Here is a 26,180-nt window from a genome sequence, read left to right as displayed (position 1 = left end):
ATTAATCTCTTTTTCTTACAATGACAATTATAGTAAATTATGGTGTATTTTTAAATAGATTGCTAGGATTTTTTACTCATTTAGAATAAATATTTATGAGTGAAAAGAATTATAGTAAAAAATAAATGGGTATAAAGGCTTAACAAACTATTGGTATTACATTATAATTTGGTAGAAATATTACAATTTTATCAAATTTTATCTTTGTGAAGCGAGGGAGTAGAGAATGGTTAAGTACTGCAAGGAATGTGGTGGAAAACTTGATGCTTCTGTAAAGTTTTGTAAGCATTGTGGTGCATCACTAGAGCAATCCAGCCCTGTTGTTCCAAAAGAAACAGAGGCAAAGCCAAAAGAGAGAAAAAAACTAACTGCGAAACAAAAATTAATCTATAGTATCGTAGCAGCTGTAGTAGTATTGGTTTCAGGTTTATTTGTATGGGGGAAATCTTATACATCTCCAGAGAATACGCTGGAACGATTTATTGATGCATTGGCAGAAGACGATTACAAGAAAGTACAAAAACTGGTATTAGTTGAGAATAAAGCTATTACAGATGAAGAAGCTAAAGCTGTTGTATTACTAGATAATAAGGATTACGGATACATAGATTTAGATTTTAAAACTACTAAGGAATTTTATGATTACAATTCATTGTTTGACATGGAGAAAAATGGCAAGTGGTTAGGTATATTCGATAGTTACCGAATTAGCCTAGAACCACAATCAATAGAAGTATATCTTCCATTTGATGGTGTAGAGGTTACCTTTAATGGGAAAAAGTTCAAACCTAGTCAAGAAGATGGTTTAATGGCAGTATATGGCCCAATTGCTCCAGGAGTGTATGAAGTAGAAAGTAGTTTCAAAGGGGATTACACAGAAGTTGATAGTAAAGATAAGATCTCGCTTGTCAATGGCTATTCTATCCATGACATTAATCTTGAAGCAGATTACGTTTATTTACAATTAGAGAACTATACCAATATGCCAATTACCAATGCGTATATAGAAGTTAATGACCAGCAGGTGAAATTTAATGAAGATTTCTATATCGAAGGATTTGGACCTGTAAGCTTAGATGGTGCAACAACAGTGACTCCTGTCATTGAGACCGAATGGGGAACCATTAATGTAGACGCGATTAAGCTAGAAGAATCTTACCATTCTATTGAAATAACGTCGGTACCTGACGAGCTGACTACTACTGTTTCTGATTCTATTCTGCTTTATGGTGAGGATTATGTGAAAGCACATGCAGCTTATGATGTGTCACTGTTTACAAATGTTACGGAACGACTGGCAGATATATTCACATCGAACTTCGATTATTATCGTGATTATGAAGAACTCTTTACAGGGCAATTAGACTCAGTAGAAATTGATTTTAACCAATTCTACTTTAACGACGAAACTAGCGCTTCCGTTCCAGCTAAGTTTTATTTTACTGCTGGTTTTCACGACCCGGGTGATAAGGCAGAAATAGAAGAAAGAATTGACCATTGTTTACTTGAGTTAAACTATGACAAGAATAATAAAACATGGCTAATTAATGCATGTGAAGATGTATGGTATAGTGGCGACTTTGAAGCTACTAAAACTCTAGAGGGTTCTAAGGAACTTTACCAGTCGAATGTGACGACAGTGTCTAAGTCGGATACTGTAAGCCCAGACCTCATTAGTCAAGTTACAGAAGAATATGTATACCAATTAGTAGAGGCTATTAATTCTAATGATTACGATAAGGTCAGTCCGTATATTCAGGTTGGCAGTGCTTTAGATGAAATGCAAAGTGATTTAGTAGCGCGACTAAATGAGAATGGTGTAACACAAGAAGTGATTAGTGTCTCCATTTCCAACATAGAAGAAGATGGGGAGAATTGGATTGTCACGACAAATGAAGAAATAAAAGTTATGTATGAAAGTGGCGATGAAGAAACCAATTCATATGTTTGGAAATATACCGCTGTCCAAGATGGCGATGATGTTGTATTGGCAAATATTGAGTAGTAAATCATGAATCTTAGACCATCTTCCTTAGCTCACTAGTTGAGTTAGGGAAGATTTTTTGTTTTAGGAGATTAAAGGTTTAGCTAAACATCCACCAATCAGCCCTCCCACTTTTAAGAAATTAGGAATCTATTCCAAATAATCCTATCAAAATTGAGAAGTAAAGTTGCATAGATATATCGTGGAAACATGGCAAAAAGAGTAACTCCCATATAGGAAGTTACTCTTTTTAAAATCAATTCATGTCTCTTAGAATTATAATTGTCTACATCTCAGCGACAAATCTAGCCGTAATATCCTTCGGCCTAGTAATCGCTCCACCAACAACTGCCGCATGAATGTCTAATTCAAATACACGTTTCAACATTTCTGGTGTTGCTACATTACCTTCTGCAATAACGGCGGTGTTAACAGCTTCGATTACTTCTTTTAAAAATGCAAAGTCATTATCATACAACTTCTTACCGCTCGTATATGGTGTATAGCCGTGTAATGTTGTACCGATATAATCGAAACCGAGCTTTTCTGCATTTATTGCTTCTTCCACTGTAGAAATATCAGCCATCAATTCTACATGTGGTGCTTTTGAACGTGCATAATTAACTAATTCTTGTAGATCTTTTTCTGGTCTACTTCTTAATGTTGCATCCATTGCGATGACTTCACAACCACTTTCGATTAATTCATCAATTTCTTTGGATGTTGTTGTAATATAAATATCTGAGTTATCATAATCTCGTTTTACAATTCCGATTACCGGTAGATTAACTTCTTTTTTAATGGCCAGGATATCTTCTTTTGTGTTTGCTCGTATCCCTTTTGCGCCGCCTTGGTAAGCGGCTAGGGCCATTTTACTCATAATAAATGAGGAATGAAGCGGCTCATCTGGAAGAGCCTGACATGAGACAATTAAATGTTTTGGTAATAGCAATGATGTCAACTCCTAATTATCTTCTAATACTTAATTATCTTCTAATACTTAATTATCTTCTAATACTTCTTCAATTTCATTTTTAATAACGGATACTTGTGGACCGTAAACAACTTGAACCCCGTCACCTTTCACAAGTACACCTTTACTTCCAGTTTGTTGTAGAGCTGCTTTATCGACTTTTTCACCGTCTTTCACTGTTACACGTAATCGTGTTGCACAGTTATCGACATTGACAAGATTTTCTTCACCACCAAGAGCATTGATGATAGCATATGGACGACCTTCTTTAGAAACAGGTGCTGCATCGTTTGAAGAAGATTCCTCTGCTTTTTCATCTTCACGACCTGGCGTTTTGTAGTTGAATTTGTTGATTAAGAATTTGAATACAAAATAGTATAAGAAGAACCAAGCGATACCAATTGGAATGACATATAGCCAGTTCGTCTTGTCTTGACCTTGTAAGATACCAAATAGGATAAAGTCAATAAATCCACCTGAGAATGTTTGTCCAATCGTAATTTGGAAAATATGAGCTAGCATGAATGCTAATCCATCAAATATTGCGTGCACGACGTAAAGTACTGGTGCTACGAATAGGAATGAGAATTCTAATGGTTCTGTAATCCCAGTTAAGAAAGAAGTTAGGGCTGCTGAAAGCATTAATCCACCAACCACTTTTTTATGCTTAGGTTTTGCCGTGCGATAGATCGCATATGCTGCACCAAGTAGTCCGAACATCATCGTAATGAATCGACCAGACATAAAGCGGGAAGTACCTTCAAAGAATTGCGTAACATTTGCATCACCTAATTGTGCAAAGAAGATGTTCTGTGTACCTTGCACGAGTTGACCAGCGATTTCTAAAGAACCACCTAATCCTGTTTGCCAGAATGGTAGGTAGAAAATATGGTGTAGACCAAGTGGTCCTAACATACGTAAGATAAATCCGTAGAAGAATGTTCCAATGTAGCCAGTTGCATTTACAATATCCCCAATATTAAAGATAAGTTCTTGGAATAATGGCCACACATAATACATGATAACGCCTAAGATAATTGCTGCAAACGATGTAATAATCGGAACAAAACGTGACCCTCCGAAGAATCCTAAGAACTGAGGAAGCTCAATCTTGTTAAAGCGGTTGTGTAACATACCAGCCATGATACCTACAACAATACCTCCGAATACACCGGATTCTAATGTTTGAATACCAAGTGCTGTACCTTGTCCAACTCCTGCAAGATTATCTGTCGCAAGATTACCTGATATAATCAAGACGGCATTAATGGTTGCATTCATCACCAGGTAACCGATTAGAGCGGCTAGACCAGCAGTACCTTTATCAGACTTTGCAAGTCCAATGGCAACCCCAACTGCAAAGATAACAGGAAGGTTTGCAAAGACAATGTTTCCTGCGGCACTCATGACAGTAAATATAGCTTGAAGCCATGCAGTGTCTAAGAATGGATAAGCGCTTATCGTATTTGGATTCGATAATGCTCCACCTATTCCTAGTAGTAGACCTGCAGCGGGCAATATTGCAATCGGTAACATAAATGACTTACCAAATTGTTGTGCTTTACCGAAAAAGTTTTTCATTATTGTTCACCCTTTTGAAAATTATTTTCTAGGTTATAGTATCAAACGCTTTCATTTATGTCAATACTATATGATATAGTAGAATTAGTAATATTTGGGGAAGTGGATAACAGCATGGATATTGAAAATCGAATTCAACAATATAACACAGCATTGACGGCAATGGACCGTAAAATTGCGGAATATTTGTTAGCTAATAAAGAAAGTATTATCCATAAAACGATTATTGATTTATCAAAAGAAATGGATGTTTCTGCTGCTAGTATCACTAGATTTTGTAAAAAAATACACTTTTCTTCCTTTCAAGAAATGAAATACTCTTTATCAAAGAATGCCGATGAACCTAATAAATTAGAAGGTACCGTTGATACGATCTATCATTATTACGATATGATTTTAAAGTCTACTCAGCAATTTATTTCTGAGGAAAAAGTGAATGGGATTGTAGAGAAAATAATGAAGGCGGAGAAGATCCTATTTTGCGGGATCGGTAACTCTGGACTTCTTGCCTTAGAATTTAATAGTAGAATTGAGCGGATGGGTATGGACTCGAACGCCATTACTGATCCACATGTTATGCTCATGAGAAGTACACTCTTAGATGAGAATGACCTATTATTCTGCTTTTCCAATTCAGGGAAAACTCAATGTGTTATAGACGCTGCTAAATTAGCGGAGGAAAATGGAGCCACTACCATTGCGGTGACAAACTACGAAGACACCTTGCTTACAGAGGTTGTCGATGAAATTGTCTTAATATCTAGCTATAAATTTATACAGGATGATAAATTCATCAACACCCAAATACCAGGATTTTTCTTACTAGACATCTTAACTTATAAACTATTAAATCATGAACAATTAATGGAGAATCGGAAGAAAACATTAGATGCTATAAGTGAATATGGTGGGTAATCCATGGGGACAGGTTCCTCGTCTCATTTGGTTAAGAGCCAAGAGAACCTGTCCCTTTTATACTCTATCTAGAAAGCGGTTTCCAAATAGTAGATTATATATAACAACTAGTCCTAAATGACAAAAACCCCAAGAAAACCCTTATCACACCGCGGTCTAACACGAAAACACCATCATCCTATCGATAAAACGTTATAAACATAATTTTAAATAGTTTCAAAATTTAGTTGATTTTTATCATACAGGGCATTAAAATGAAAATGTAAGCGATTTCTTTAATGGAATTTTGGAAACCGGTTTCCATAAAGAGAGTGACTTATTCATACTAGGAGGTGTTTGTAGAACTTTATGATTAAGTTTAACAACATCTGTGTAGGTACATTAATGGGTATTTTGTAAACTGATAAAAATTATTATGGGGGGCATTACCTTGAAAAGAATGAAAAAACTTGTTGTGCTTGGTCTGGCTTCTTTACTTGCATTAACATTAGCTGCTTGTAGTGACAAGGATGCAGAGAAATCTAGTGGTACAAGTGGGGATAAAGAAATTACATTGGACTTTTGGACGTTTGGTGCTACTGGATATGAAGAATTAGCTAAAGAATATGAGAAAGAAAACCCAAATGTGAAGATTAAAGTGAAATCCTCTGAAACAGCTGATCATCATGATGCATTATTTACATCATTATCAGCAGGAAGTGGTGCACCAGATATCGCTATGTTAGAGATTGACCAATTTGACCGTTTCAAGGTTGCGCAAGATCGCTTTGAGAATTTATATGATCTTGGTGCAAACGATGTAAAGGATCAATATTTAGATTGGAAATGGAAAAGTGGAGAGAATGTAGATGGAGACTTCCTGTTTGGACTTCCAACGGATATCGGTCCTAAGGCATTGTATTATCGTATCGATTTATTTGAACAAGCAGGACTTCCGACAGACCCGGATGAAGTTGCTTCACTGATCAGTACACCAGAAGCATTTGAAGAAGCTGGGATCAAGGTGAAAGAAGAAACTGGCATGCCGTTTGTCGATAGTATCGAAATGGCATTTAGAGCTTATTTAGATGCTGCTGAAACAGCTTATCTAACTCCTGATAATGAATTAAACCTTGGGGAAGATAGTGAAGTGAAAAAAGCGTATGACTATGCAGTTCACTTAAATGAATTAGGTATTGTTGGTAAATATGAAATGTGGAGTCCGGAGTGGGCGAATGCAGTAAATAAGGGTGAGTTTGCTGCAGAATTGGGTGCAGGCTGGTTAAAAGGTTGGATGGAAGGCAATGCTCCTGAAGCTGTTGGAAAGTGGAGAGTGGCTACCTTGCCAACGGATTTTGCTGCTAACTGGGGTGGTTCCTACATCGCAGTGCCAAGTGAAACTGAATATGCACAAGAAGCATATGATTTCATTGAATGGCTTGTTTCACCAGAAAATCAACTGAAATCATTCCAAAGCCATGGTTTATTCCCTTCTGCTCAATCTGTATATGATATGGATGAATTCAAGACAAATGAAGATGAATTCTTTGGCGGTCAAGCCACTGCTCCAGTATTTGCAGAAGCTGCACAAGACATTGCGGGTATTGGCTATAAAGGGGAAAAATACTTCCCAATTCATAACGAAATATTAAATGCTTTAAAAAATGTTCAAAATAACGGCTCTGATCCAGAAGAAGAATGGGAAGCAGCTATAAAGCGTGCAGAAGATCTCATGAAACGATAATCTATTAAACTTTCATGCCATTTTGATAGAAACTTTAATAGAGTCGAAGTGATAGAAGGTAATTTAACCGGTCGGCTTAATATGACTTTTGGAGGTAATTAAGCCGACCTCCTTACATCGAGTGATTCTGACTATATATAGATCATCAAAATGGATTTAGGATATGGGGTCAAAGGGCACCATACTATTTTGAATTGGAAATGAGGCGTGAACCATGGATTCTAGCAGTAAGAAAGTGTCTATATTTAAAAGAAGGAAATTCAGGTCTGAAGAAAAAAAGGACATGATTTCAGGATATTTATATATAGCGCCTTTCTTCATTATCTTTGCACTAATTGGCTTATATCCTGCGCTTTTTAGTATCTATCTTGCTTTCCAAAAATGGAACGGATTTAGTCCAATGACATTTAATGGACTTGCAAATTTTGAACTAGTTTTGACTGATCCTCTGTTTTGGAAATCGGTTTATAATACGATTGTCATGGGGATTATGGGAACTGCACCACAATTGATTGTCGGACTAATTCTTGCTTATTTACTGAATATGGCTTTTCTTAAGTTCAAAAGTTACTTTCGTATCACGATATTTATGCCTTATTTAACTTCCATGGTTGCTGTTGCCTTAATATTTAGTGTGTTGTTCAGTAATCATGAATCATCTCTTGCCAACTATGTATTAACGAATTTCTTTGGACTGGATCCAATAGCTTGGGCAGCATCTGAATGGGGAACGAAGATAGCCATTTCCCTGATGGTGTTCTGGAGATGGGTAGGGTATAACACGATTATTTACTTAGCAGGTATTCAAAGTATCCCAAATGACTTATATGAAGCAGCGACTATTGATGGTGCAAATAGGATACAGCAACTAAGGTATATTACCATTCCGATGATGAAGCCATTTATTATTCTGACTGTCTTTACATCTACAGTAGGAGCAATGCAACTCTTCTCTGAACCAACTGTATTCTTAGGAGCTGACGCATTCACAAGGGATGAAGCGATGACAATCGTGATGTACTTATACCGAGATGCTTTTAGATTACAGTCGTTTGGAACAGCATCCGCCACAGCTATTATTCTATTGATTCTCATTACGATCTTTGCAGTCATTAATCTTAGATTAACGCAAGGGTTTGGGAAGAAAAGGGGGAGAAGTAAATGAGTAATCCGGTTCTAAAAAATCGAAAAAAGCTATCATTTGGAAGAATACTCGTTTATGTATTTTTATTTATCACTTCTATTCTTTCCCTTTTTCCATTTTATTGGATGTTTGTAATGGCAACACGACCAAGTGCTGCTTATAATTCCATACCACCAACCCTTACACCTGGAAATATGCTTGTGGAGAACTTTCAGAAGGTATTAAATCAAATTGATTTCTTTGGTGGAATGTGGAACTCATTTGTACTTTGTGCTGTTGTTACAATTGTGGTCCTATTTATTAGTTCATTAGCAGGTTTTGCGTTTGCAAAGTTTAAATTTCCCGGCAAGAACTTTCTCTTTGTCGCTATTCTAGTAACCATGATTATTCCGCCGCAGTTAGGTTTAATCCCGCAATATTTCTTAATTGCAAAAGCAGATCTACTGGATACCTTACAGGGCGTAATGATTTTATTCTTCTTGAATCCTCTAGGAATATTTTTGATGCGACAATATATTTCAGGAGCGGTTCCGGATGAGTTAATAGAAGCTGCGAAATTAGATGGATGTTCGAACTTCAGAATCTATTGGAGAATCGTTTTACCGATTATCTTACCAGCCTTCGCAACACTGGGAATCATTGTCTTTACTGCGGTTTGGGGAGAATTCCTATGGCAGTTTACTATATTAAGAGATCCAGATAATTACACGATTCAAGTGGCATTAGCGCAATTGAGTAATACGAATAATATTGATTTCGGTATGATATTATCTGGAGTATTTTGGGCAACGGTTCCATTATTAATTATTTTTCTACTATTTAACCGTTTATTTATTTCTAGTATTACAGAGGGCTCTGTAAAATAATGAATTATTCCTGAATCACTATTGTTTCAGGTTAGGACTCTTAGTAATCTAGTAATAGATAGACTTATTAGAAGGGATTAGATGGCTTGGATAACATGCTTGGGTTAACGATAAAAGATATTGCTAAAATGGCAGGAGTCTCGCAAGGAACTGTATCAAAGGTAATCAATAATTATAGTGGTGTAAGTGAGAAAACGAAGAACAAAGTGATGAGCGTTATTGATGAAATGGGGTATGCACCCAATTTCTCCGCTCGATCACTGGCTACGAAAAAATCCAATCTCATTGGCCTCATTTATGCGGGTAAGATTAATGTTGATATGACACACCCATATTTTAATGAAGTTATTTCAACGTTTAAGAAAAATATTGGATTACTTGGTTACGATGTCTTAATGTTCTCTAACGAACATTTTCTTCAGGATAAAGGAAGTTATTTAGCAAGGTGTAAGCACTTTAATGTAGATGGTTGTTTAATTATTGCGGGGGAAGAAGTAGAAAGTGCGACGTTTGAGCTGGCAGAAAGTGGATTCCCTTGTATTGGGATAGATATTGAGTTGAAAGGCCCTAGAGCAAGTTATGTCATGACAGATAATGTGAATTTATCAAGAAAAGTGGTGGAACACTTTTATCTTAATTCTCACAGGAAAATTGGCTATATCGGTGGGATGCGGGAATCGGTTATTTCGAACTATCGATTAAAAGGATTCAAAGATGCCATGAGGCAGTTTGACCTTGATATAAAAGATGAGTGGATAGAATATGGTGATTTCCAGGAAGAAAGTGGCTATATTGCCATGAAGAGAATCTTAGAGTTGAAGGATTATCCGGAGGCTGTTTTTGCTGCATCAGACTTAATGGCTTTAGGAGCACTTAGGGCAATAAAAGAAGCTGGGTTACGTGCACCTCGTGATATTCGAGTTGTTGGATGTGACGATATTGCCGCATGCCGGTATAGTGAACCTAAATTGACGACAGTTAAGCAGGATAAGGAGCGAATCGGTAAATTATCGGCTTATATGCTAAATGATTTAATTGAAGGAAAATCGAAGTTAAAGCCAGTATCTACAGACTCGGAAATCATTATTAGGGAATCATGTGGAACGAATAATAGATTCTGACCATAGTTTGGACTTTTAAGTAGATAACAACAACTTGGATTGTGTGGGATAGGAGGTTTTCTGGTGAACTATTATGCAGTATTTGATGTTGGTGGCTCTGCAATCAAGTATTCCTTGATGGATCAAGCAGGCCATTTTATAGAAAAATCTTCTCTTCCAACACCGCATGACGGAATGGATTCTTTTGTAAATGTAATTGATGGAGTAGTGAAGGAGTATCAAAAAAAGTATGTTCTAAGTGGTATCGCTTTAAGTATGCCAGGGGCCGTAGATGTGGACTCTGGTTATATTAAAGGTATTACAGCTATTCCCTATATCCACGGTCCCAATATAAGGGAGCTAATTCAAGAACGTACAGGTCTTCGAGTTGAACTGGAGAATGATGCGAATTGTGCAGGGTTGGCAGAAGGATGGATTGGTGCTGCCAAGGGAGTTAATGATTATATTTGTATTGTTATCGGTACCGGGATTGGCGGAGCATTGGTATTGGATAGAAAGATTCGACACGGGTCTAACTTATTTAGTGGTGAATTCGGTTATATGATTCTCGAAGGTTATTTGGAACAACCAAGTGGAGAGACTTGGAGTTCACTAGCAGCTACCTGGGGATTAGTTATGCAAGTTGCCAAACGGAAAAATATAGATCCTCATACACTGGATGGATTAAAAGTGTTTCAAATGGCAGAAGATGGGGACCTGGAAGTACAGGATGAAATCGAAAAATTTATTAAACGCTTAGCGGTTGGTATATATAATTTACAGTACATTATTGACCCAGAAAAAATACTAATCGGTGGGGCAATAAGTAATCGTGAAGGACTCATTGATCAGATTAATGAAAAGCTCGCGCTAATGAAACCAAATGAAGAATACTTAGATATTCAAGTACATCCCTGTCAATTTGGAAATGACTCGAATTTAATTGGCGCACTCTATCACTTTTTACAAAGAGAATCGATTCAGGAGGAGATAATAGGATGATACATGATAAATTAAAACCTTTTCCAAGTGAATTCATGTGGGGCTCTGCTTCTGCTGCCTATCAAGTAGAGGGTGCTTGGGATGAGGATGGCAAGGGACCTTCTAATTGGGACCAATTTGTTCGAATTCCAGGTAAAACCTTTAAGGGAACGACTGGTGATACGGCGGTTGATCATTACCATCGTTATAGGGAAGATGTAAAGCTGATGGCCGAAATGGGACTCAAAGCCTATCGCTTCTCCGTGGCATGGACCCGGATTTTTCCTAAAGGAAAAGGGGAAGTAAATGAGAAGGGTATCCAATTCTATAGCGATTTAATTGATGAACTAATTAAGTACAATATTGAACCGATATTAACCATCTATCATTGGGATCTACCACAAGCACTCCAAGATGAGTATGGTGGTTGGGAATCTCGTGAAATCATTCAAGACTTTACAAATTATGCGGTTACGTTATTTAAGCATTTTGGTGATCGTGTTCGCTATTGGGTGACTTTAAACGAACAGAATATATTTGCTGGCTTAGGATATCGAACCGCACTTCATCCCCCAGGAGTGAAGGATGAAAAGCTTTTCTATCAAGTCAATCATCATGCCAATCTAGCGAATGCAAGTGCCATCAAAGCATTTCGTACCTATGTACCAAACGGCAAGATCGGACCGAGCTTTGCATATTCCCCTTCCTATGCATCATCCTCAAAACCTGAAGATGTTCTCGCTGCAGAAAATGCGGAGGAATTAAATGCACATTGGTGGATGGATATCTATGCCTGGGGAACATACCCTAAAGTTGCAATGGATTATCTAGTGAGAAAAGGTTTGGCTCCTACCATGGAAAGTGGTGACCTGGCACTATTAAAGGAAGGAAAACCAGACTTTATGGGAGTAAACTACTACCAAACCACAACCTTTGAGAAGAATCCGTTAGACGGTGTATCCGAAGGGAAGATGAATACATCAGGAAAGAAAGGTACTAGCCAAGATACAGGTATACCAGGACTATTTAAAACTACTCAAAATGAACATTTGGAAAGAACCAATTGGGATTGGAATATCGACCCTACCGGACTTCGAATCGCGCTTCGTCGTATTACCAATCGATATAACTTGCCAGTTTTGATTAGTGAAAATGGCTTGGGCGAATATGATAAACTAGAAGATGACGATACGATCCATGATGATTATCGAATTGATTATCTACAAGCACATCTAAAAGCAATACAAGAGGCAATTAGTGACGGAGTAGAAGTGCTTGGATACTGCACCTGGTCCTTTACCGACCTCCTAAGCTGGCTAAATGGCTTCCAAAAACGCTACGGCTTCGTCTATGTCAATCAACACGAAGAAGGAGAACACGACCTCCGCAGAATCAAGAAAAAAAGCTACTATTGGTATAAAGAAATAATTGAAACAAATGGGGAGAACCTACCAAGATAGTGTGTGGATCTGGGTTTAGAGGTGCCTGTCACTCCCCGATTTTTGTTAGTTTTTGTCGATTAGAAGGAATAGAAGGGTAAGGGAGGGCAGGGTTCCCTGTCCCCCGTCCCGGTAGGAGTGGTTTCATGAGACAACCAAGAATTGCAATGATTGGGTTAGGTAATATTGCTCAAAAGGCTTATTTACCCATTCTAACGAAGGAAACAAATTGGCAATTTGTCGGGGCCTTTTCCCCTAATGCGGAAAAGAGGAAGAGGATATGCCAACAATATCGAATTAACGATTTTCATAATATGTCCGCATTAATACTAGCTAGTGATGCGGTATTTGTCCATAGCTCAACAGCGTCCCATTTTGAAGTGGTTTCGGAGTTGCTTCTAAATGGTAAGGATGTGTATGTCGATAAGCCACTAGCCGCTACAATTGAAGAAGCGGAAAAACTAGTAGAATTGAGTGAAAAACATCATCGAAAGCTGATGGTTGGGTTCAATCGTCGTTTTGCACCAATGTATGTGGAGGCTAAAGAAAGAGCCGGGGATGTTTCTGCTTTTTATTTGGAGAAACATCGCGCAAATAGTATTGGTCCTGCAGATTATCGATTTACGATGCTTGATGATTACATACATATTGTTGATTTGATGAGATGGTTTCATGGTGGGGAATTAAAGCTTAAGTATCAACAGCTAACTACTAACTCGGAGAAACAATTAACTTCTGCTCAGCATTTATTTGAAGGGGAAGATAATTGTACATTCCATCTTTCCATGCATCGAAAGGCGGGGACTAACATAGAACAGCTCAAGCTGCTAACGGATGGTTCGCTCATTCGGGTAAAGGACTTAAATGTGATGGAAATAGAACAACATGGTGAGCTAACGATAAAAAAGTCACCTGCCTGGGATACTATCCTAAAGCAAAAAGGATTTGTTGATGCGATCCATCATTTCGTGGACTGTGTTGCAAATGACACAAAACCACTAGTGGATGGTACGGAGGGATTGAAGTCTCAGTTGGTCGTGGAAGAATTGTTGACTTAAATCTTTTTTCCATTTAAAAGAAAGGTTCCTCAGCTCTTCAAAGGTGAAATAAGTTATTTGTCTTTTAAGTGCCGAGGAGCCTCTTTCCGTGGTATTCATTTCTTTTTCACACTGATATACCCACTAATCTCCAATATCGCGAGTTCCACTTCTTCTATTTCAAATATACCTTTCGAACGTAGTTGCATGAGTAATTCTCTTTCCGTCATATTCTCACGATCTAATAAGTCTTCGTTTATTTTTCCATCTCTCACAATAATCTTTGGTTCACCTTCTAATATCTTATTCATTTTCCTATGGCTTTTTATACGTTCCAATATCAAAATAAGTGTACCCCATAGTAGCAAAGTAAAAATAAGTCTTCCCACATGAACTTCACTATCAGAAGCCATTCCAGCAAATAAATCAGCTAAAATCACTACAAATACCATATCAATGGGAGTAGTTTGAGCAAGTTCTTTTCTGCCTAGTACCCGGAACAGAATGACGACTACGATGAGGCCAGCGATTAATTTTAGTGCGGTGTGGATGTAGAATTCCATTGGTTAACCACCTGCTTAGTCTAAGATGAATGACGGTATAGTATATTGTAGGTTTGAAGTGGAGATGACAATGTTTTTTTAGAAAATAGGGGAGGGAATAGAAGTGGTGTGATTATTTAGGTTTTGTTCCCTTCCCTTAGTCATGCTGTCCTTGCACACGCTCAAGCTCCAATCGCAATAACTCCATCTCCCGATCCGTCACATCCAAATTACCATACCTTACCTTCTGATAAACATTCACACTAGCACCCAATCCAATACGCTCAAACCACTCATTTAACGTTTCTGAATTTCCTCTACCAATTTTTTGCCGCATGGTTTTTCTTTCGAATTCATGGACCATTTTTCTTACCTTGTGCTTGTCCCCAGGTCTGGATCCATGTAGACCTTTGACAAATTTATCATATATATTCAGCTCATTTTTTATAATTCTAAGGATATTTCTTTTTCCTGTTCCTTCGTGTGCAGGGTCATCTCTTGTTAAGATTGGTATCATAAGGAATACACATATAATGGCAAGAATGATACAAATCCCAATATAAACAAGCCCAATTAAAGTAAAGATACTAAAGCTGCCTTCCTCGAGTTGGGGTTCCATTGCAACCCATGTTTCACGGTCCTCCACTTCCGTCCCGTTTCCAATATCAGTAACAAATTGAAAGAGGTAAGTAATCCTTCCTATAATAGAAGCGAAAAAATAAATCATGCTATCCCATGCTCTACCAATAAATGCTTGACCGCTAGCCCAAAAGGCTGTCAGCCCACCTAATAAGAGGAAAATGCCAGTATATAACACTACATGATAGCTCCCTAAATCTCTTTTCTTCTTTTCCATTATTGCAATATGACTAAGCATATAACCAAATAGTAGAATGACTAATTGTAAGATTAGGAGACCGACAGACATAGCCTTGTCGGTTATGTAATACACGATAAGAGCAAATAAGGACGTTAAAAATATATATCTAGTCTCCCGACCAATGAGAAGAAGCCGTCTAATACGTAAATATCGCCACACGATTAGAAGGGAAAGGAGCATACTCAAAAATATAGGAAAAGTTAAGTAGAAAAATGTCCCAAATAAGAACGGCGAAATAAAGTAATACCGTTTGTAGTCAACTTCTTTTCTTTCTAACCAGGTAAAAATTACACATAGAGGGAGTATCGGAATTAAAGTGTACCACGTTGGTATCCAATCATAGTAATAATAGATTGGTAGTCCGACAATGATAGCGATTAAAATCACTTCGGCAACAAAATGATATTGGTCAGAAATAAATTGACGTCTTTGATTCATATCTACTCACCTCACGATAGTTCTTACAGTAATGTTCTTCGGTATTTTCCTTTGCTACTGTTAACTGCACATTATATATCGAATTTTCAATAAAGTCTATATAATATTAGAACTTGCCATATCCATTTGTATAATGCATACCATAGGGACAGGTTCCGTGGTAGCGTATTTGTTATTTACATATTGACCGATCAATGGTTATGATTAAATAGTCAGTTGAATATATGGAATATTTAATATATAAAAAGGAAAGTTCATGATCAGAAAGCAAGTGTTAAACAAACAAGGGGGGATATTTTGAAAGAGAAACTATTTTGGATGGGTATTTTAGCTATCATTCTAAGTGGAGTTTTTAATTACCAAATCTATAAATCTCACCAATTAGAAGAACCTATTTTTCTAGAACATTATATTGCAAAGGAAATGTATCCAGGGAATGATATGGTTACACTGACATTCTATTATCTTACTAACAAAGAAAATCCAACGCATGTTAGTTATGTCATAATCGAAGATGTATTTGGTTACACGATCGATAACTACACTGGGATGTCATTTGACGGGCAGCCTCAGTTTCATTATCACCAAGAATTTACTTATTATTATTCGGTACCCTTAACAATAGAAATCCCTGCAGATACGATCCCGGTTGAAGGGGAGGACTCATGGCAATTCAGCTCGATGGATGTTTATTTTGGCAATGGGGAAATGCAAACGGTGGATATAGGAGAAGTGATTATTTCCAAAGCGCAGCATTCCAAAATAGAAGGCCTGCAATTTATACGGGGGTCAGGTGGTAGTGATGGATTTGGAGAAACGTTATTCACCTCAACTATGCCACATGAAGTGATTCGTATTGATCATCCATTTGAAGGGAAAGTAGAAGATCAGGTTGCGATCAAGGTGAGTGCAAGTGGCAATAGTCTGCCAAGTGATGAGTCGAAGTTACCAAGTTGGTTAGAAGAGGGAGAATTTGAATCATGGAACTCAAAAGTGGGGAGTATACTTCCCGATTCATTTGGTCCAATCTCAATAGACCAGGATGGATGGTTACGTATCTACACACAAGCAAGACCTAATCATCCCACCATACTGGAATTCCCAATAGATATTTATGGAGTTACAGACTCTGGTGATGAATTTCATGTAGAAGCACATGTTAATGAATTGAGTTATCTAGAGGAAAAGCAAATCAGAGAAATTATCAGAGAAAAGAGAGGGGGAGGACAATGAGTAGTGCGTTTCGTAAAATATTTTGGGGATTTTTATTCGTTCTTATTGAAATTAATCTTGAGTTTATAGATATCCTCCCTGATCCAATTGGCTATATATTGATTTTTACGGGTATTTCCTATTTAGCGAATAGATTTCCAGCTGGAAATAAAGCAAAGGCATGGGCTTTTGCTCTAATCTTTCTCTCCATCCCAGATGTCTTCATTTCAAACATGGAAATCAATACATTACATAGATTTAGTGGATGGTCGATTTATCAGACTGCACTGGGTGTATTACGATTAATTCTCATATTCTATTTATTTCATCTCATGCTAGCAATCTCGGAAAAGAGTACGAATCAAGAGTTATATAATTGGACAAAGAAGTTCTCTAAAATCTATATAACGATTATGCTACTTAGTTATCTATTTACCCCGATTGGGATTAACTTAAATGAGGAATTGCTCTTAGGTCTGATTGGAATTACCACATTAGTTGGGATTGTAATAGAGATTATGTTTTTAGTTTTAATTCATCGATATAAGAAATTGGGTGGGATTTATGTTCGACCACGTGACAATACGATATAACGAGAAATGTCTTAATAAAATTAAAAGTCGCGTGAATGTAATTCTTTCACGCGACTTTATTTAACATGTTATTCAATTAGATTAAGTAGAATGTCCATCCTCGGGAATTCTACTCCATTTCTTTCATAATCACCATCAGTAAAGGACTATCTGCATCTAATCCGGAGACTTCTTTAAGTGTAGCCTCAATACCTTTCTCCGCAATCATTTGCTGTAATTTAACTGCTTCTGCGTCTTCTTCATTCACAAATTTAAGTGCTGCAGCGATTGTTTTTGCTAAATAAGTAGGTTCTTTTCCACCGGTTACTTCCATATACATGCCTGCTGGACGAATGAGGCGGTCGTTGGCTCCAAGCTTACGGATTGGGCCGCGGGCAACTCGTGTAACCTCGTCTGAGATGTATGGGTTTTGGAATCTGCCGATGATTTTTTTGATGTATGCTTGGTGTTCTTCTCGGTCGAAACCGTATGTTTGGATGACTGCTTCACCGGATTCGGCTAATGCACCATTAATGATTTCTTGGATTTGGTTATCTTTCATTGCTTCATAGATTGTTGGGTAGCCCAGTTGATGGCCGACATAAGCTGGTACAGCATGTCCGGTGTTTACCGTAAATAGTTTACGTTCGATGTAAGGCTTTAAGTCTTGTACATAGGTGACACCGTCAATCTTTGGTACTTCTCCTTTGAAGGCTGGTTCTTCGACGACCCATTCAAAATATGGTTCAACTGACACTTCTAACGGATCTTTGTTTACTTGGTTAGGCACAATACGATCTACGGCAGCATTTGGGAAACCGTATAGTTCATCGAATACAGCATGCTCGTCAGCTGAAATATGGTTATAGACTTTTTCTTTTAATAAAGCACTTCCCCCGACCATGTTTTCACATGCAATCAGGTTTAAAGGTTGCTTGTTTGTTTTTGCTCGTGCACTTAATCCTTTGGCTATAAGTTCGGATATAATAGCAAGGATATTCGGGCCAACTGCAGTGGTAACAAGGTCTGCTTTGGAAATGGCTTCGATTACTTTTTCTGGGTTAGCAATGCTGTTTATAGCAGATACGTTTTTAACGGTTACGGTTTGACTATTTTCTGCTGCTAGTACAACATTGTATTCTTGCTTTTGATTAATTTCATCCACCATTGCCCCATTGACATCGACAAAGATGGTTTCGTAATTTGCTTGAGATAATAAAAGGCCGATGAATCCTCGGCCAATATTACCCGCTCCAAAGTGAACAGCTAACATTTAGTTCACCTCTTCAAAGATGCTGAGGATTTCTTGTTCTGTACTTGCATCCACGATTTTTTGGATGTTTTCTTCTTCAGATAGTACGATTGCAATATTGGAGAGAATCTCTAAGTGGTCATCACCTTTTCCGGCAATTCCAATTAACACTTTAACCATATTTCCATCTCCAAAATCTACACCAGAAGGAACGGTAACTACAGATAATCCTGTCTTTAGAACAAGATCCCGAGCATCTTCCGTACCATGGGGAATTGCTACGTTATTACCCATAAATGTGGAAGTTAGGTTTTCTCTTTCAATCATTTTTTCAATATATGAAGCCTCAATATGTCCGTTATCGACAAGAATTTGTCCGGTAAAACGAATCGCCTCTTCTTTATCGCTGAATGATTGATTTAACCTTATGTTGTTTACACTTAAAATTTCGTTTGTCATACCATGATGCACTCCTCTTATAATAGATTTTTTTCTAACAGAAATGTTCGATATTGCTCTGATAGATAGTTTTTTACTTTTTCCTGGTCACCTGATGAGAATAGTCTTAAGCTGACTTCGTCCTGAATTAGGAGGCTACTGAGGAAACTAAATACTTCGAGTACTTCTTGCTGTGCCTTCTCTGGGGCAAGCATCAGTAAAATCGTGTTGATTGTCATGCTTTCATTATCCATACCTTGAATTGTTAATGGATATGTAAGGGTGAAAATGCTAAATATCGGCTGAATAATATCTTTTGACCGTGTATGATACAGCGCAGCAGATGTGCCAGGTATTCCTAGTCCACTTAGCTTTTCCCTCTCTTGCAATTTTTTAATAATCTTATTTGGATGGATAATTCTTTCTTCCCGCTCAAATGTTGCCATGGCCACCTGTAAAATAGATTCCATTGTTTGTCTATCCTTCATCTTCTGTACATGAAGGGAGCGTAATAGGTCTAAGATAGCCTGTGAGTAATTCGTTAGTGCTTCCAACTCTGTCATCATATCACGTTTTTTGGTACCTTCTTTTTGAAAGGTTGCCTTGTTCGAATGGATTGTTAGCTTCTTTTGATTGACCATTTTCTTTATCCGATGCACTTCATCGTTTGTTAACATGGGGGAGGTTTGAATATATTTTCCTTCGAACCCATTTAGCGGGATAGTTGAAACAATGAGGTCATATGAATCTAGATTTAAATGCTTCAAATCAAAAAATGATCGATTATCTACATGTTTCACTTCTGGTACCTTTTGGCTGAGTTTAGTCGAGAGCATTTTTGCCGTTCCAATTCCAGTCGAACATATAACTAATGCGCGTAAATCAGATTTCCTATCATTTAATAGAGTGGAAGCAAAGTGTAGGACTAAATAGCCTATTTCATCTTCCGGGAAGGTCATATCAGGAAATGTTTCCTGTACACCGTCTTGAATTAACTGAAATAAATCCAAATAATCATTTCTTATGTTATTAAGTAGCGGGTTTACGATTCGCATGTTTTGCTGTAATCGGTAGATTGCTGGCTTAAGATGGGCGACTAAGTCATGTAGTAAGCTTGAATTATTCGTTAAGTCAACCCCAACACCGGTACTAACATAGTGAATTAAGGACCTTGCCTGAAAAGCAATGTCAATGCTTGATTCCTCAAGCAAATAGTCCTGATCCACTCTTACTTTTGCCCCCATTAAATGCATGGTAATATAACCAACTTCATCTTCTGGGATGGTTTGCTTTAATTTCACTGCCAACTTCTCAATCATCTTTTTGGCAATTACATATTCTTTGGTTGTTTCGATTTGCTGTAGAAAGGTTTGATCAAATTTAATTGTCTCTCCCTTTTGCAACCTCTCAATTGCTAGGGCAAGATGGACCACAAGACCAATATGAGCACTATCTGCTAATTCATAGGGCAATTCATCTCGTGCATCTTCTACAACTTTTTCGATGATATTCAGTCTGTCCGGATTAATGAAATCCAATAATCGATTGGAAATGGCATTTAATTGATGGGCAGATTCCTTTTGGATGTTCTCTTTTATCAGGGAAACGAATTCAAACGGATCAACATATTTGGCAATTAAATCACTTAATGCCGCTCGTTTATCCGTTTCATTTCCTACTATTTCAACACCGTAGCCTCTTTTACGAATAAGTGTTAGATGGAACAGGGATACTTCCTGTTCTAACTGGTCTAAATCATGGCTTATCGTTGCTTCGGTTACTTTTAATTCACTGGCAAGGGTGAACAGTTTGATTGGTTCATTCATTTCGAGAAGAGTTGCTAAAATCACGGTTCGCCTTTCTTCTGGTGAAAAGTCAACGACAGTCACATTAGAAATTGCCTGTTGAAATGCATCTTTATCAGCTTTTTTCCCGTTAATATGAAGGCCTACTCCTGATTTTTTCTTCAACTCTAAGTTGTAGTGAGACAGTAAACTCTCGATACTTTTCAAATCACGATGGACCGTCCGGATACTGACGCCTAGTTCGGTTGCAATGGCTTTTACCGTTGTATCCTTTTCTGCATTTAATAGAAACGTGATTATTTCTCGTTCTCGACTTGAAAAATTCAAACCTGTTCACCCCCTTTGCCAATTTATTTCATATTAGTTTTTAAAACGATCCACTAACTCTTCGTACTTAGGACTATTTAAGAAGTTTTCAACGGAAATATGTTCCGCTGTAGCAATCTTTGCTTTTGCACGATCGGTTAGGTCTTTATGCGTGATGACGATATCAGCATCATTTGGTATTTCGTTAATTGCTTTATTGGTTACAAAGATATCGATTTCGGCTTTCTTGAATTTATTTTTCAATAAGGAAGCTCCCATCGCACTAGATCCCATACCGGCATCACATGCGAAGATAATTTTCTGAACATCTTCTGCTTTCTTGACTGTTGGTTCAGCATCTTGTGCTTCTGTAGCATTGTTTGTTAATACGCTTGATACAGAGCTTTTCTTACCTTTCATTTCTTCCATTTTGCTTGTTGCTTCTGATAAATCTTTTTCTTCTGATTTACTTGTTCTTAATATTATAGCAGAGACGATGAATGATACAGCAGTCGCAATAACCACACTTAGAATTACACCAAGGTAACTTCCTTTAGCTGTCATTGCTAATACTGCGAGAATACTTCCTGGTGATGATGCTGCTACAAGTCCAGCATCAAACAGCTGTAATGTGAATACACCACTTATTCCCCCAGCAATTGCAGCTAATACTAGTGCTGGTTTTGCTAATACGTAAGGGAAGTAGATTTCATGAATTCCACCAAAGAATTGAATAACTGCAGCCCCCGGTGCAGATGCTCTTGATGCACCTTTACCAAAGATAGTGAAAGCAAGTAAGATACCTAAACCTGGTCCAGGGTTTGCTTCTACTAAGAATAGAATAGACTTCCCAGCTTCTGCTGCTTGCTCTAAACCAAGTGGTGTTAAAATACCATGGTTGATAGCATTGTTTAAGAATAGAATTTTCGCAGGTTCTACAATAATGTTAGCTAGCGGTAATAAACCAGCACCAACAATTGCTTCTACACCTGATGCAAGTAAGTTAGTTAGTCCAGCTACAATCGGTCCAATTCCCCATAATCCGAAGATAGCAAGGATTGCAGCAAGAATACCTGCGGAGAAGTTATTATAAAGCATTTCGAATCCTTGACGAACACGATGCTGGAATAATTGGTCGATTTTCTTCATTAAGTAACCAGCAAGTGGTCCCATAATCATAGCACCTAGGAACATTGGAACATCAGCACCAACGATAACCCCCATTGCTGCAGTGGCACCAACAACTCCACCTCGTAAATCATAAACCATTCGTCCACCTGTAAATGCTATTAATAGTGGAAGTAAATATTTAATGGTTGGGTCAACTAATGATGCAATCTCCTCATTTGGCCACCAACCATCTGGAATAAATAGTGCTGTGATTAACCCCCAAGCAATAAATGCAGCGATGTTTGGCATAACCATTCCACTTAAGTAACTACCAAATCGCTGTGTTTTGGCACGAAAACCATTTGTTTCAGCCATCTAAATAAACCCCTTTCAAAAAATAGTATTTATAATAAATCCTTAACTTTATCGTAGGAGTTTTTTCCCATAGGAGCAATGGAATGATAATGGTAATTTGGCAAGAAAGTTGTTGACAATATTTAATAAGGTAAAAGGGGGTGCGTCTTTTTATCTTTCCTTAACAGGTGTATCTCATTCCATATAAAAAAGCGCTCTGGCTTAGAGAAAGCCGGAGCGCCCAGGGAATATTCTTATTTGCTATCTATTACGGTAAATGCAGCATCATCTGCAATTACGGTAACATTTGGATGATTTTTCAATACAGATGCTGGTAGGTCTTCTGTCACATCACCATTGATTAATCTATCAAGTGCTTCTGCTTTCCCTGCACCTGATATAAGTAATAAGATTTCTTTACTATTCATAATCGTTTCAATCCCCATGGAAACTGCCTGTGTAGGAACGTCTTCAATGGAGTCAAAGAATCTAGAGTTTGCTTCGATGGTTGATTCGTCTAAATCGACTACTTGGGTTTTACTAGAAAATGGAGTTCCAGGTTCATTAAAGCCAATATGGCCATTTGCTCCAATTCCTAATAACTGTACATCAATTCCACCTGATGCTTGAATTGCTGCTTCATGATCCTTACATTCTTGTTGTAAATCTGAGGCAACCCCATTAGGAACACGAACATTTTCAAGTGAAATGTCCACATGGTCAAATAACTTTTCCTTCATAAAGTAGTAATAGCTATTGGGGTCATTCTTTTCTAAGCCAACATATTCATCCAAGTTAAAGGATTTAACATTTTTAAACGATACATTACCTTGTTTATATTCTTCAATCAGACGTTTATATAATCCTTCCGGTGTAGAACCAGTAGCCAATCCCAAAACTGGATTATCAAGACGATTAATTCGCTCCACCAAAATGCTTGCTGCTTCCTCACTCATCCCATCATAATCCTTCACTCTAATAACTTCCATCATCAATCTCCTCCAAAATACATTACTCTTAACTTGTAATATTGTACCAAATAATATACCGACTATCTATTTTATGGTGCCTGGCACTCCCCGAGTTTTGTCCTAATTTGTCGAATGAGTCCATATACCCAAAGGTGCTGGGCAAGTTAAAGAATAGTTGGTTTAGGGTGCAATAATAGAATATACTATTGCCTGAGGGTCAAATTTTCCAATCGGAAGGTGAAAACACAAATGAAGCTTTTACAAGAACAACTAGATATTCTCGAAATACTAGAAGAAAATCATCAAGTCTCAACTAAGTCTATTGCCGAGCAGCTTCAATTAGACGAGGAAGAGGTTAAGAAACACATTAAGCAACTAGAACAAGATGGAATTATTGTTAGTTATCCAGCGTTAATTGATTGGAGCAAGATAGAAGGTAAGGAAGCAATTGTTGCTATGGTAGATGTCAAGGTTACTCCGAAGCGTGGAGTTGGTTTTGATGAAGTGGCAGAAAGAATCTATCGTTATCCGGAAGTGAAATCCTTATATTTGATGTCAGGAACCTACGATCTATCGGTATCGGTTGAGGGGAAATCAATGAAGGACATCGCATTATTTATTTCTGAAAAGTTATCTACTATAGAAAGTGTTGTCTCTACCACTACACATTTTATGCTGAAGAAGTACAAGCATGATGGTGTAATTATGGAAGGTGACAAGGATGATGATCGTAGAATGGTGATCACTCCATGACTAGGGATTACCATAAGTACATATCAACAAGAGCAATAGAGTTGCAACCGTCTGGAATTAGAAAATTCTTTGACCTGGCAGCTGGTATGGAGGGAGTAATATCGCTAGGAGTGGGGGAACCGGATTTTATCACGCCTTGGAATATTCGAGATCGCTCCATTGAGGCATTAAGTGATGGCTTCACTTCCTACACAGCAAATGCAGGATTATTAGAATTACGGGAAGAAATCTGTGCGTACCTTAATAGAAGGTTCGATGTCACTTACCAGCCGGAGAATGAAGTCATTGTTACAGTTGGGGCAAGTCAGGCGCTCGATTTAACATTTCGAACGTTATTAAACTCTGGTGATGAGGTCTTGATTATTGAACCCGCATTTGTTGCGTATGCTTCACTCGTAGCGATGGCAGGTGGTATTCCAGTTTCCGTTTCTACCTATGCTGAGAATGGGTTTAAGGTAACCCCCGAATTGATAGAAGCTAGCATCACAAAAAGAACGAAGGCAATCTTAATCTGTTCACCTAATAATCCCACGGGTACTTGTTTGAACAAGGAAGAACTAACTGCTATTGCAGAAGTAGTGGAAAAGCATGATTTAATAGTTGTCTCAGATGAGATTTATGCGGAACTCACGTATGACCAAGCATTTACTAGCTTCTCATCTCTACCAAGAATGTTTGAACGTACTATATTAATTAATGGTTTTTCGAAAGGGTTTGCTATGACTGGTTGGAGGTTAGGATTTATTGCTGCTCCAAAAGAGTTGACAAGCATCATGTTGAAAATATACCAACATACAACTATGTGTGCACCACATATGTTACAACTAGGTGCTATTGAGGCCCTTCGCAATAGTTCAGAGCAAGTGGAGAAGATGCAGAAAAGCTATTGGCGACGAAGAAACCTGCTTGTTCAATCCTTAAATCGTATTGGGTTAGATTGTCACATGCCTGGTGGAGCATTTTATGTGTTTCCTTCTATTAAGAAGACGGGGCTCACTTCTGAAGAATTCGCGGAGAATTTACTGAAGGAAGAGAAAGTTGCTGTCGTTCCTGGAAGTGCATTTGGTCCGAGTGGGGAAGGGTATGTTAGGTGTTCTTATGCTACTTCGATTGAACAATTGCAGGAAGCAGTTGTTAGGATGGAACGGTTTTTAGGTAGGTATGTTGATAGGTAACTCTTAGTATTGAAAAGATGATTTATGGGTTTGGTATTTTAGTTTAAGGTTTATATTTAAATGATATTGGATAACGAGGGGGTACTTTAGTATATTCTACTATTGTATCTCCTCTAGCTTTATAGTGAGTTGAGGTTTTATAGATGTCGTGGATTGAGGATAGCGTTGGGGTTAGCTTATTGACCTTTTAATTTAGTAGAAATAGTTATAATAATAACAATGGATAATTTTGGATATATATTTTCTATTGCAGAAGGTGTTTAATCGTGATATATTATAAATCTGCCGCAAGAACTAGTGAAAACTTCTTAAAAAAACTTTTTAAAAAAATGATTGACTTTAAGATTGCTAGTGTGGTAAGATATTTCTTGTCGCTAAAACAACGACAAAGATTTTGCTCCTTGAAAACTGAACAAAACAACCAGTATGTAAGAAAAAACAACCCTGTTTTTTCTATTAAAAAGAAATTCTAAAAGCTAGCGTGCTTTTAGTGCTAAGAAACACAAACTTTTTTGGAGAGTTTGATCTTGGCTCAGGACGAACGCTGGCGGCGTGCCTAATACATGCAAGTCGAGCGAGTGAAACTAACTGATTCCTTCGGGATGACGTTAGTGGATCTAGCGGCGGAC

Annotated in this window: 22 protein-coding genes and 1 rRNA gene; 14 read left to right on the top strand and 9 right to left on the bottom strand. The window is 37.7% G+C overall.

From position 1 onward, the window contains the following. The first annotated feature begins 226 nt into the window (after positions 1-226). A complete protein-coding gene (locus BN999_RS14455; protein ID WP_096272507.1) occupies positions 227-2,005 on the top strand; it encodes a zinc ribbon domain-containing protein in 1,779 nt (592 codons plus the stop codon). 265 nt (positions 2,006-2,270) lie between these two features. Here BN999_RS14455 and BN999_RS14450 read toward each other — a convergent pair whose 3' ends face one another. Both BN999_RS14450 and ptsG read right to left on the bottom strand, forming a co-directional pair. Continuing rightward, positions 2,271-2,936, bottom strand: coding sequence for an N-acetylmannosamine-6-phosphate 2-epimerase (locus BN999_RS14450; RefSeq protein ID WP_096272505.1), 666 nt, complete (start codon positions 2,934-2,936; stop codon positions 2,271-2,273). 48 nt (positions 2,937-2,984) lie between these two features. Next, positions 2,985-4,538, bottom strand: a complete 1,554-nt coding sequence (gene ptsG / locus BN999_RS14445) for a glucose-specific PTS transporter subunit IIBC (protein ID WP_096272504.1) — start codon at positions 4,536-4,538, stop codon at positions 2,985-2,987. Between the two features lie 57 nt (positions 4,539-4,595). Between ptsG and BN999_RS14440 the strand changes: the two genes are divergently transcribed. The 8 genes from BN999_RS14440 (at position 4,596) to BN999_RS14405 (ending at position 13,764) form a co-directional block, all read left to right on the top strand. Continuing rightward, positions 4,596-5,453 (top strand): MurR/RpiR family transcriptional regulator, encoded by an 858-nt coding sequence (locus BN999_RS14440; protein WP_096272502.1) that lies wholly within the window; start codon positions 4,596-4,598, stop codon positions 5,451-5,453. Between the two features lie 439 nt (positions 5,454-5,892). Beyond that, positions 5,893-7,176: an ABC transporter substrate-binding protein gene (locus BN999_RS14435; RefSeq protein ID WP_096273185.1), complete on the top strand. Its 1,284-nt coding sequence runs from the start codon at positions 5,893-5,895 to the stop codon at positions 7,174-7,176. Positions 7,177-7,390: 214 nt separating this feature from the next. Continuing rightward, positions 7,391-8,341 (top strand): carbohydrate ABC transporter permease, encoded by a 951-nt coding sequence (locus BN999_RS14430; RefSeq protein WP_096272500.1) that lies wholly within the window; start codon positions 7,391-7,393, stop codon positions 8,339-8,341. After that, complete coding sequence (locus tag BN999_RS14425; protein WP_096272498.1) at positions 8,338-9,186, top strand: carbohydrate ABC transporter permease; 849 nt, start codon at positions 8,338-8,340, stop codon at positions 9,184-9,186. Before BN999_RS14430 ends, BN999_RS14425 begins: the two co-directional genes overlap by 4 nt. A 95-nt stretch (positions 9,187-9,281) precedes the next feature. Next, the gene (locus BN999_RS14420) at positions 9,282-10,307 is read left to right on the top strand and encodes a LacI family DNA-binding transcriptional regulator (protein WP_096273183.1); all 1,026 of its coding nucleotides are present in this window, start codon (positions 9,282-9,284) and stop codon (positions 10,305-10,307) included. Positions 10,308-10,370: 63 nt separating this feature from the next. After that, entirely contained in the window at positions 10,371-11,288 is a 918-nt protein-coding gene (locus BN999_RS14415; protein ID WP_096272496.1) for an ROK family protein, read from the top strand. Continuing rightward, positions 11,285-12,727, top strand: coding sequence for a glycoside hydrolase family 1 protein (locus BN999_RS14410; RefSeq protein ID WP_096272495.1), 1,443 nt, complete (start codon positions 11,285-11,287; stop codon positions 12,725-12,727). Before BN999_RS14415 ends, BN999_RS14410 begins: the two co-directional genes overlap by 4 nt. A 125-nt stretch (positions 12,728-12,852) precedes the next feature. Next, positions 12,853-13,764 (top strand): Gfo/Idh/MocA family protein, encoded by a 912-nt coding sequence (locus tag BN999_RS14405; RefSeq protein WP_096272493.1) that lies wholly within the window; start codon positions 12,853-12,855, stop codon positions 13,762-13,764. Between the two features lie 95 nt (positions 13,765-13,859). Here the strand turns inward: BN999_RS14405 and BN999_RS14400 are convergent, their stop codons facing one another. Then, the gene (locus tag BN999_RS14400) at positions 13,860-14,306 is read right to left on the bottom strand and encodes a DUF421 domain-containing protein (protein WP_096272491.1); all 447 of its coding nucleotides are present in this window, start codon (positions 14,304-14,306) and stop codon (positions 13,860-13,862) included. A gap of 136 nt (positions 14,307-14,442) precedes the next feature. Next, complete coding sequence (locus BN999_RS14395) at positions 14,443-15,603, bottom strand: hypothetical protein (RefSeq protein ID WP_096272489.1); 1,161 nt, start codon at positions 15,601-15,603, stop codon at positions 14,443-14,445. A 297-nt stretch (positions 15,604-15,900) separates the two neighbouring features. Between BN999_RS14395 and BN999_RS14390 the strand changes: the two genes are divergently transcribed. Together BN999_RS14390 and BN999_RS14385 are read left to right on the top strand one after the other, a co-directional pair. Continuing rightward, positions 15,901-16,836 (top strand): hypothetical protein, encoded by a 936-nt coding sequence (locus tag BN999_RS14390; protein ID WP_096272488.1) that lies wholly within the window; start codon positions 15,901-15,903, stop codon positions 16,834-16,836. Beyond that, on the top strand, positions 16,833-17,408 hold the full coding sequence (locus BN999_RS14385) for a hypothetical protein (protein WP_096272486.1): 576 nt from the start codon (positions 16,833-16,835) through the stop codon (positions 17,406-17,408). The genes BN999_RS14390 and BN999_RS14385 overlap by 4 nt, the downstream gene beginning before the upstream one ends. Before the next feature lie 109 nt (positions 17,409-17,517). Here BN999_RS14385 and BN999_RS14380 read toward each other — a convergent pair whose 3' ends face one another. From BN999_RS14380 to nagB, 5 genes are all read right to left on the bottom strand, one after another. After that, positions 17,518-18,660 (bottom strand): mannitol-1-phosphate 5-dehydrogenase, encoded by a 1,143-nt coding sequence (locus BN999_RS14380; protein WP_096272484.1) that lies wholly within the window; start codon positions 18,658-18,660, stop codon positions 17,518-17,520. After that, positions 18,661-19,098 carry a PTS sugar transporter subunit IIA gene (locus BN999_RS14375; RefSeq protein WP_096272483.1) on the bottom strand — a complete coding sequence of 146 codons (438 nt, stop codon included), beginning with the start codon at positions 19,096-19,098 and terminating at the stop codon, positions 18,661-18,663. Between the two features lie 17 nt (positions 19,099-19,115). Further along, a complete protein-coding gene (locus BN999_RS14370) occupies positions 19,116-21,209 on the bottom strand; it encodes a BglG family transcription antiterminator (RefSeq protein ID WP_096272481.1) in 2,094 nt (697 codons plus the stop codon). Positions 21,210-21,242: 33 nt separating this feature from the next. Then, positions 21,243-22,673, bottom strand: coding sequence for a PTS mannitol transporter subunit IICB (locus tag BN999_RS14365; RefSeq protein WP_096272479.1), 1,431 nt, complete (start codon positions 22,671-22,673; stop codon positions 21,243-21,245). 233 nt (positions 22,674-22,906) lie between these two features. Beyond that, positions 22,907-23,641 (bottom strand): glucosamine-6-phosphate deaminase, encoded by a 735-nt coding sequence (nagB, locus tag BN999_RS14360; protein WP_096273181.1) that lies wholly within the window; start codon positions 23,639-23,641, stop codon positions 22,907-22,909. Positions 23,642-23,872: 231 nt separating this feature from the next. On the opposite strand from nagB, the gene BN999_RS14355 reads away from it, so the two are divergent. The 3 genes from BN999_RS14355 to BN999_RS14340 all read left to right on the top strand — a co-directional run. Beyond that, positions 23,873-24,376 (top strand): Lrp/AsnC family transcriptional regulator, encoded by a 504-nt coding sequence (locus BN999_RS14355; protein ID WP_096272477.1) that lies wholly within the window; start codon positions 23,873-23,875, stop codon positions 24,374-24,376. Further along, positions 24,373-25,551, top strand: a complete 1,179-nt coding sequence (locus tag BN999_RS14350) for an aminotransferase (protein ID WP_096272475.1) — start codon at positions 24,373-24,375, stop codon at positions 25,549-25,551. Before BN999_RS14355 ends, BN999_RS14350 begins: the two co-directional genes overlap by 4 nt. Positions 25,552-26,060: 509 nt before the next feature. Beyond that, a 16S ribosomal RNA gene (locus tag BN999_RS14340) occupies positions 26,061-26,180 on the top strand; the annotation flags it as partial.

Origin of the sequence: Paucisalibacillus globulus (genome assembly GCF_900184735.1) — a bacterium.
Taxonomy (GTDB): domain Bacteria; phylum Bacillota; class Bacilli; order Bacillales; family Amphibacillaceae; genus Ornithinibacillus; species Ornithinibacillus globulus_B.
Note: the sequence above shows the minus strand (reverse complement) of the source record. Positions and strands in the feature narration are given on the sequence as shown.

Coding starts and splice junctions, on each gene's coding strand:
- nagB (WP_096273181.1), bottom strand. CDS start 23,641: ATGGAAGTTATTAGAGTGAAGGATTATGATGGGATGAGTGAGGAAGCA.
- BN999_RS14405 (WP_096272493.1), top strand. CDS start 12,853: ATGAGACAACCAAGAATTGCAATGATTGGGTTAGGTAATATTGCTCAA.
- ptsG (WP_096272504.1), bottom strand. CDS start 4,538: ATGAAAAACTTTTTCGGTAAAGCACAACAATTTGGTAAGTCATTTATG.
- BN999_RS14395 (WP_096272489.1), bottom strand. CDS start 15,603: ATGAATCAAAGACGTCAATTTATTTCTGACCAATATCATTTTGTTGCC.
- BN999_RS14440 (WP_096272502.1), top strand. CDS start 4,596: ATGTCAATACTATATGATATAGTAGAATTAGTAATATTTGGGGAAGTG.
- BN999_RS14425 (WP_096272498.1), top strand. CDS start 8,338: ATGAGTAATCCGGTTCTAAAAAATCGAAAAAAGCTATCATTTGGAAGA.
- BN999_RS14385 (WP_096272486.1), top strand. CDS start 16,833: ATGAGTAGTGCGTTTCGTAAAATATTTTGGGGATTTTTATTCGTTCTT.
- BN999_RS14455 (WP_096272507.1), top strand. CDS start 227: ATGGTTAAGTACTGCAAGGAATGTGGTGGAAAACTTGATGCTTCTGTA.
- BN999_RS14375 (WP_096272483.1), bottom strand. CDS start 19,098: ATGACAAACGAAATTTTAAGTGTAAACAACATAAGGTTAAATCAATCA.
- BN999_RS14420 (WP_096273183.1), top strand. CDS start 9,282: ATGCTTGGGTTAACGATAAAAGATATTGCTAAAATGGCAGGAGTCTCG.
- BN999_RS14380 (WP_096272484.1), bottom strand. CDS start 18,660: ATGTTAGCTGTTCACTTTGGAGCGGGTAATATTGGCCGAGGATTCATC.
- BN999_RS14355 (WP_096272477.1), top strand. CDS start 23,873: ATGAAGCTTTTACAAGAACAACTAGATATTCTCGAAATACTAGAAGAA.
- BN999_RS14435 (WP_096273185.1), top strand. CDS start 5,893: ATGAAAAAACTTGTTGTGCTTGGTCTGGCTTCTTTACTTGCATTAACA.
- BN999_RS14430 (WP_096272500.1), top strand. CDS start 7,391: ATGGATTCTAGCAGTAAGAAAGTGTCTATATTTAAAAGAAGGAAATTC.
- BN999_RS14400 (WP_096272491.1), bottom strand. CDS start 14,306: ATGGAATTCTACATCCACACCGCACTAAAATTAATCGCTGGCCTCATC.
- BN999_RS14365 (WP_096272479.1), bottom strand. CDS start 22,673: ATGGCTGAAACAAATGGTTTTCGTGCCAAAACACAGCGATTTGGTAGT.
- BN999_RS14350 (WP_096272475.1), top strand. CDS start 24,373: ATGACTAGGGATTACCATAAGTACATATCAACAAGAGCAATAGAGTTG.
- BN999_RS14410 (WP_096272495.1), top strand. CDS start 11,285: ATGATACATGATAAATTAAAACCTTTTCCAAGTGAATTCATGTGGGGC.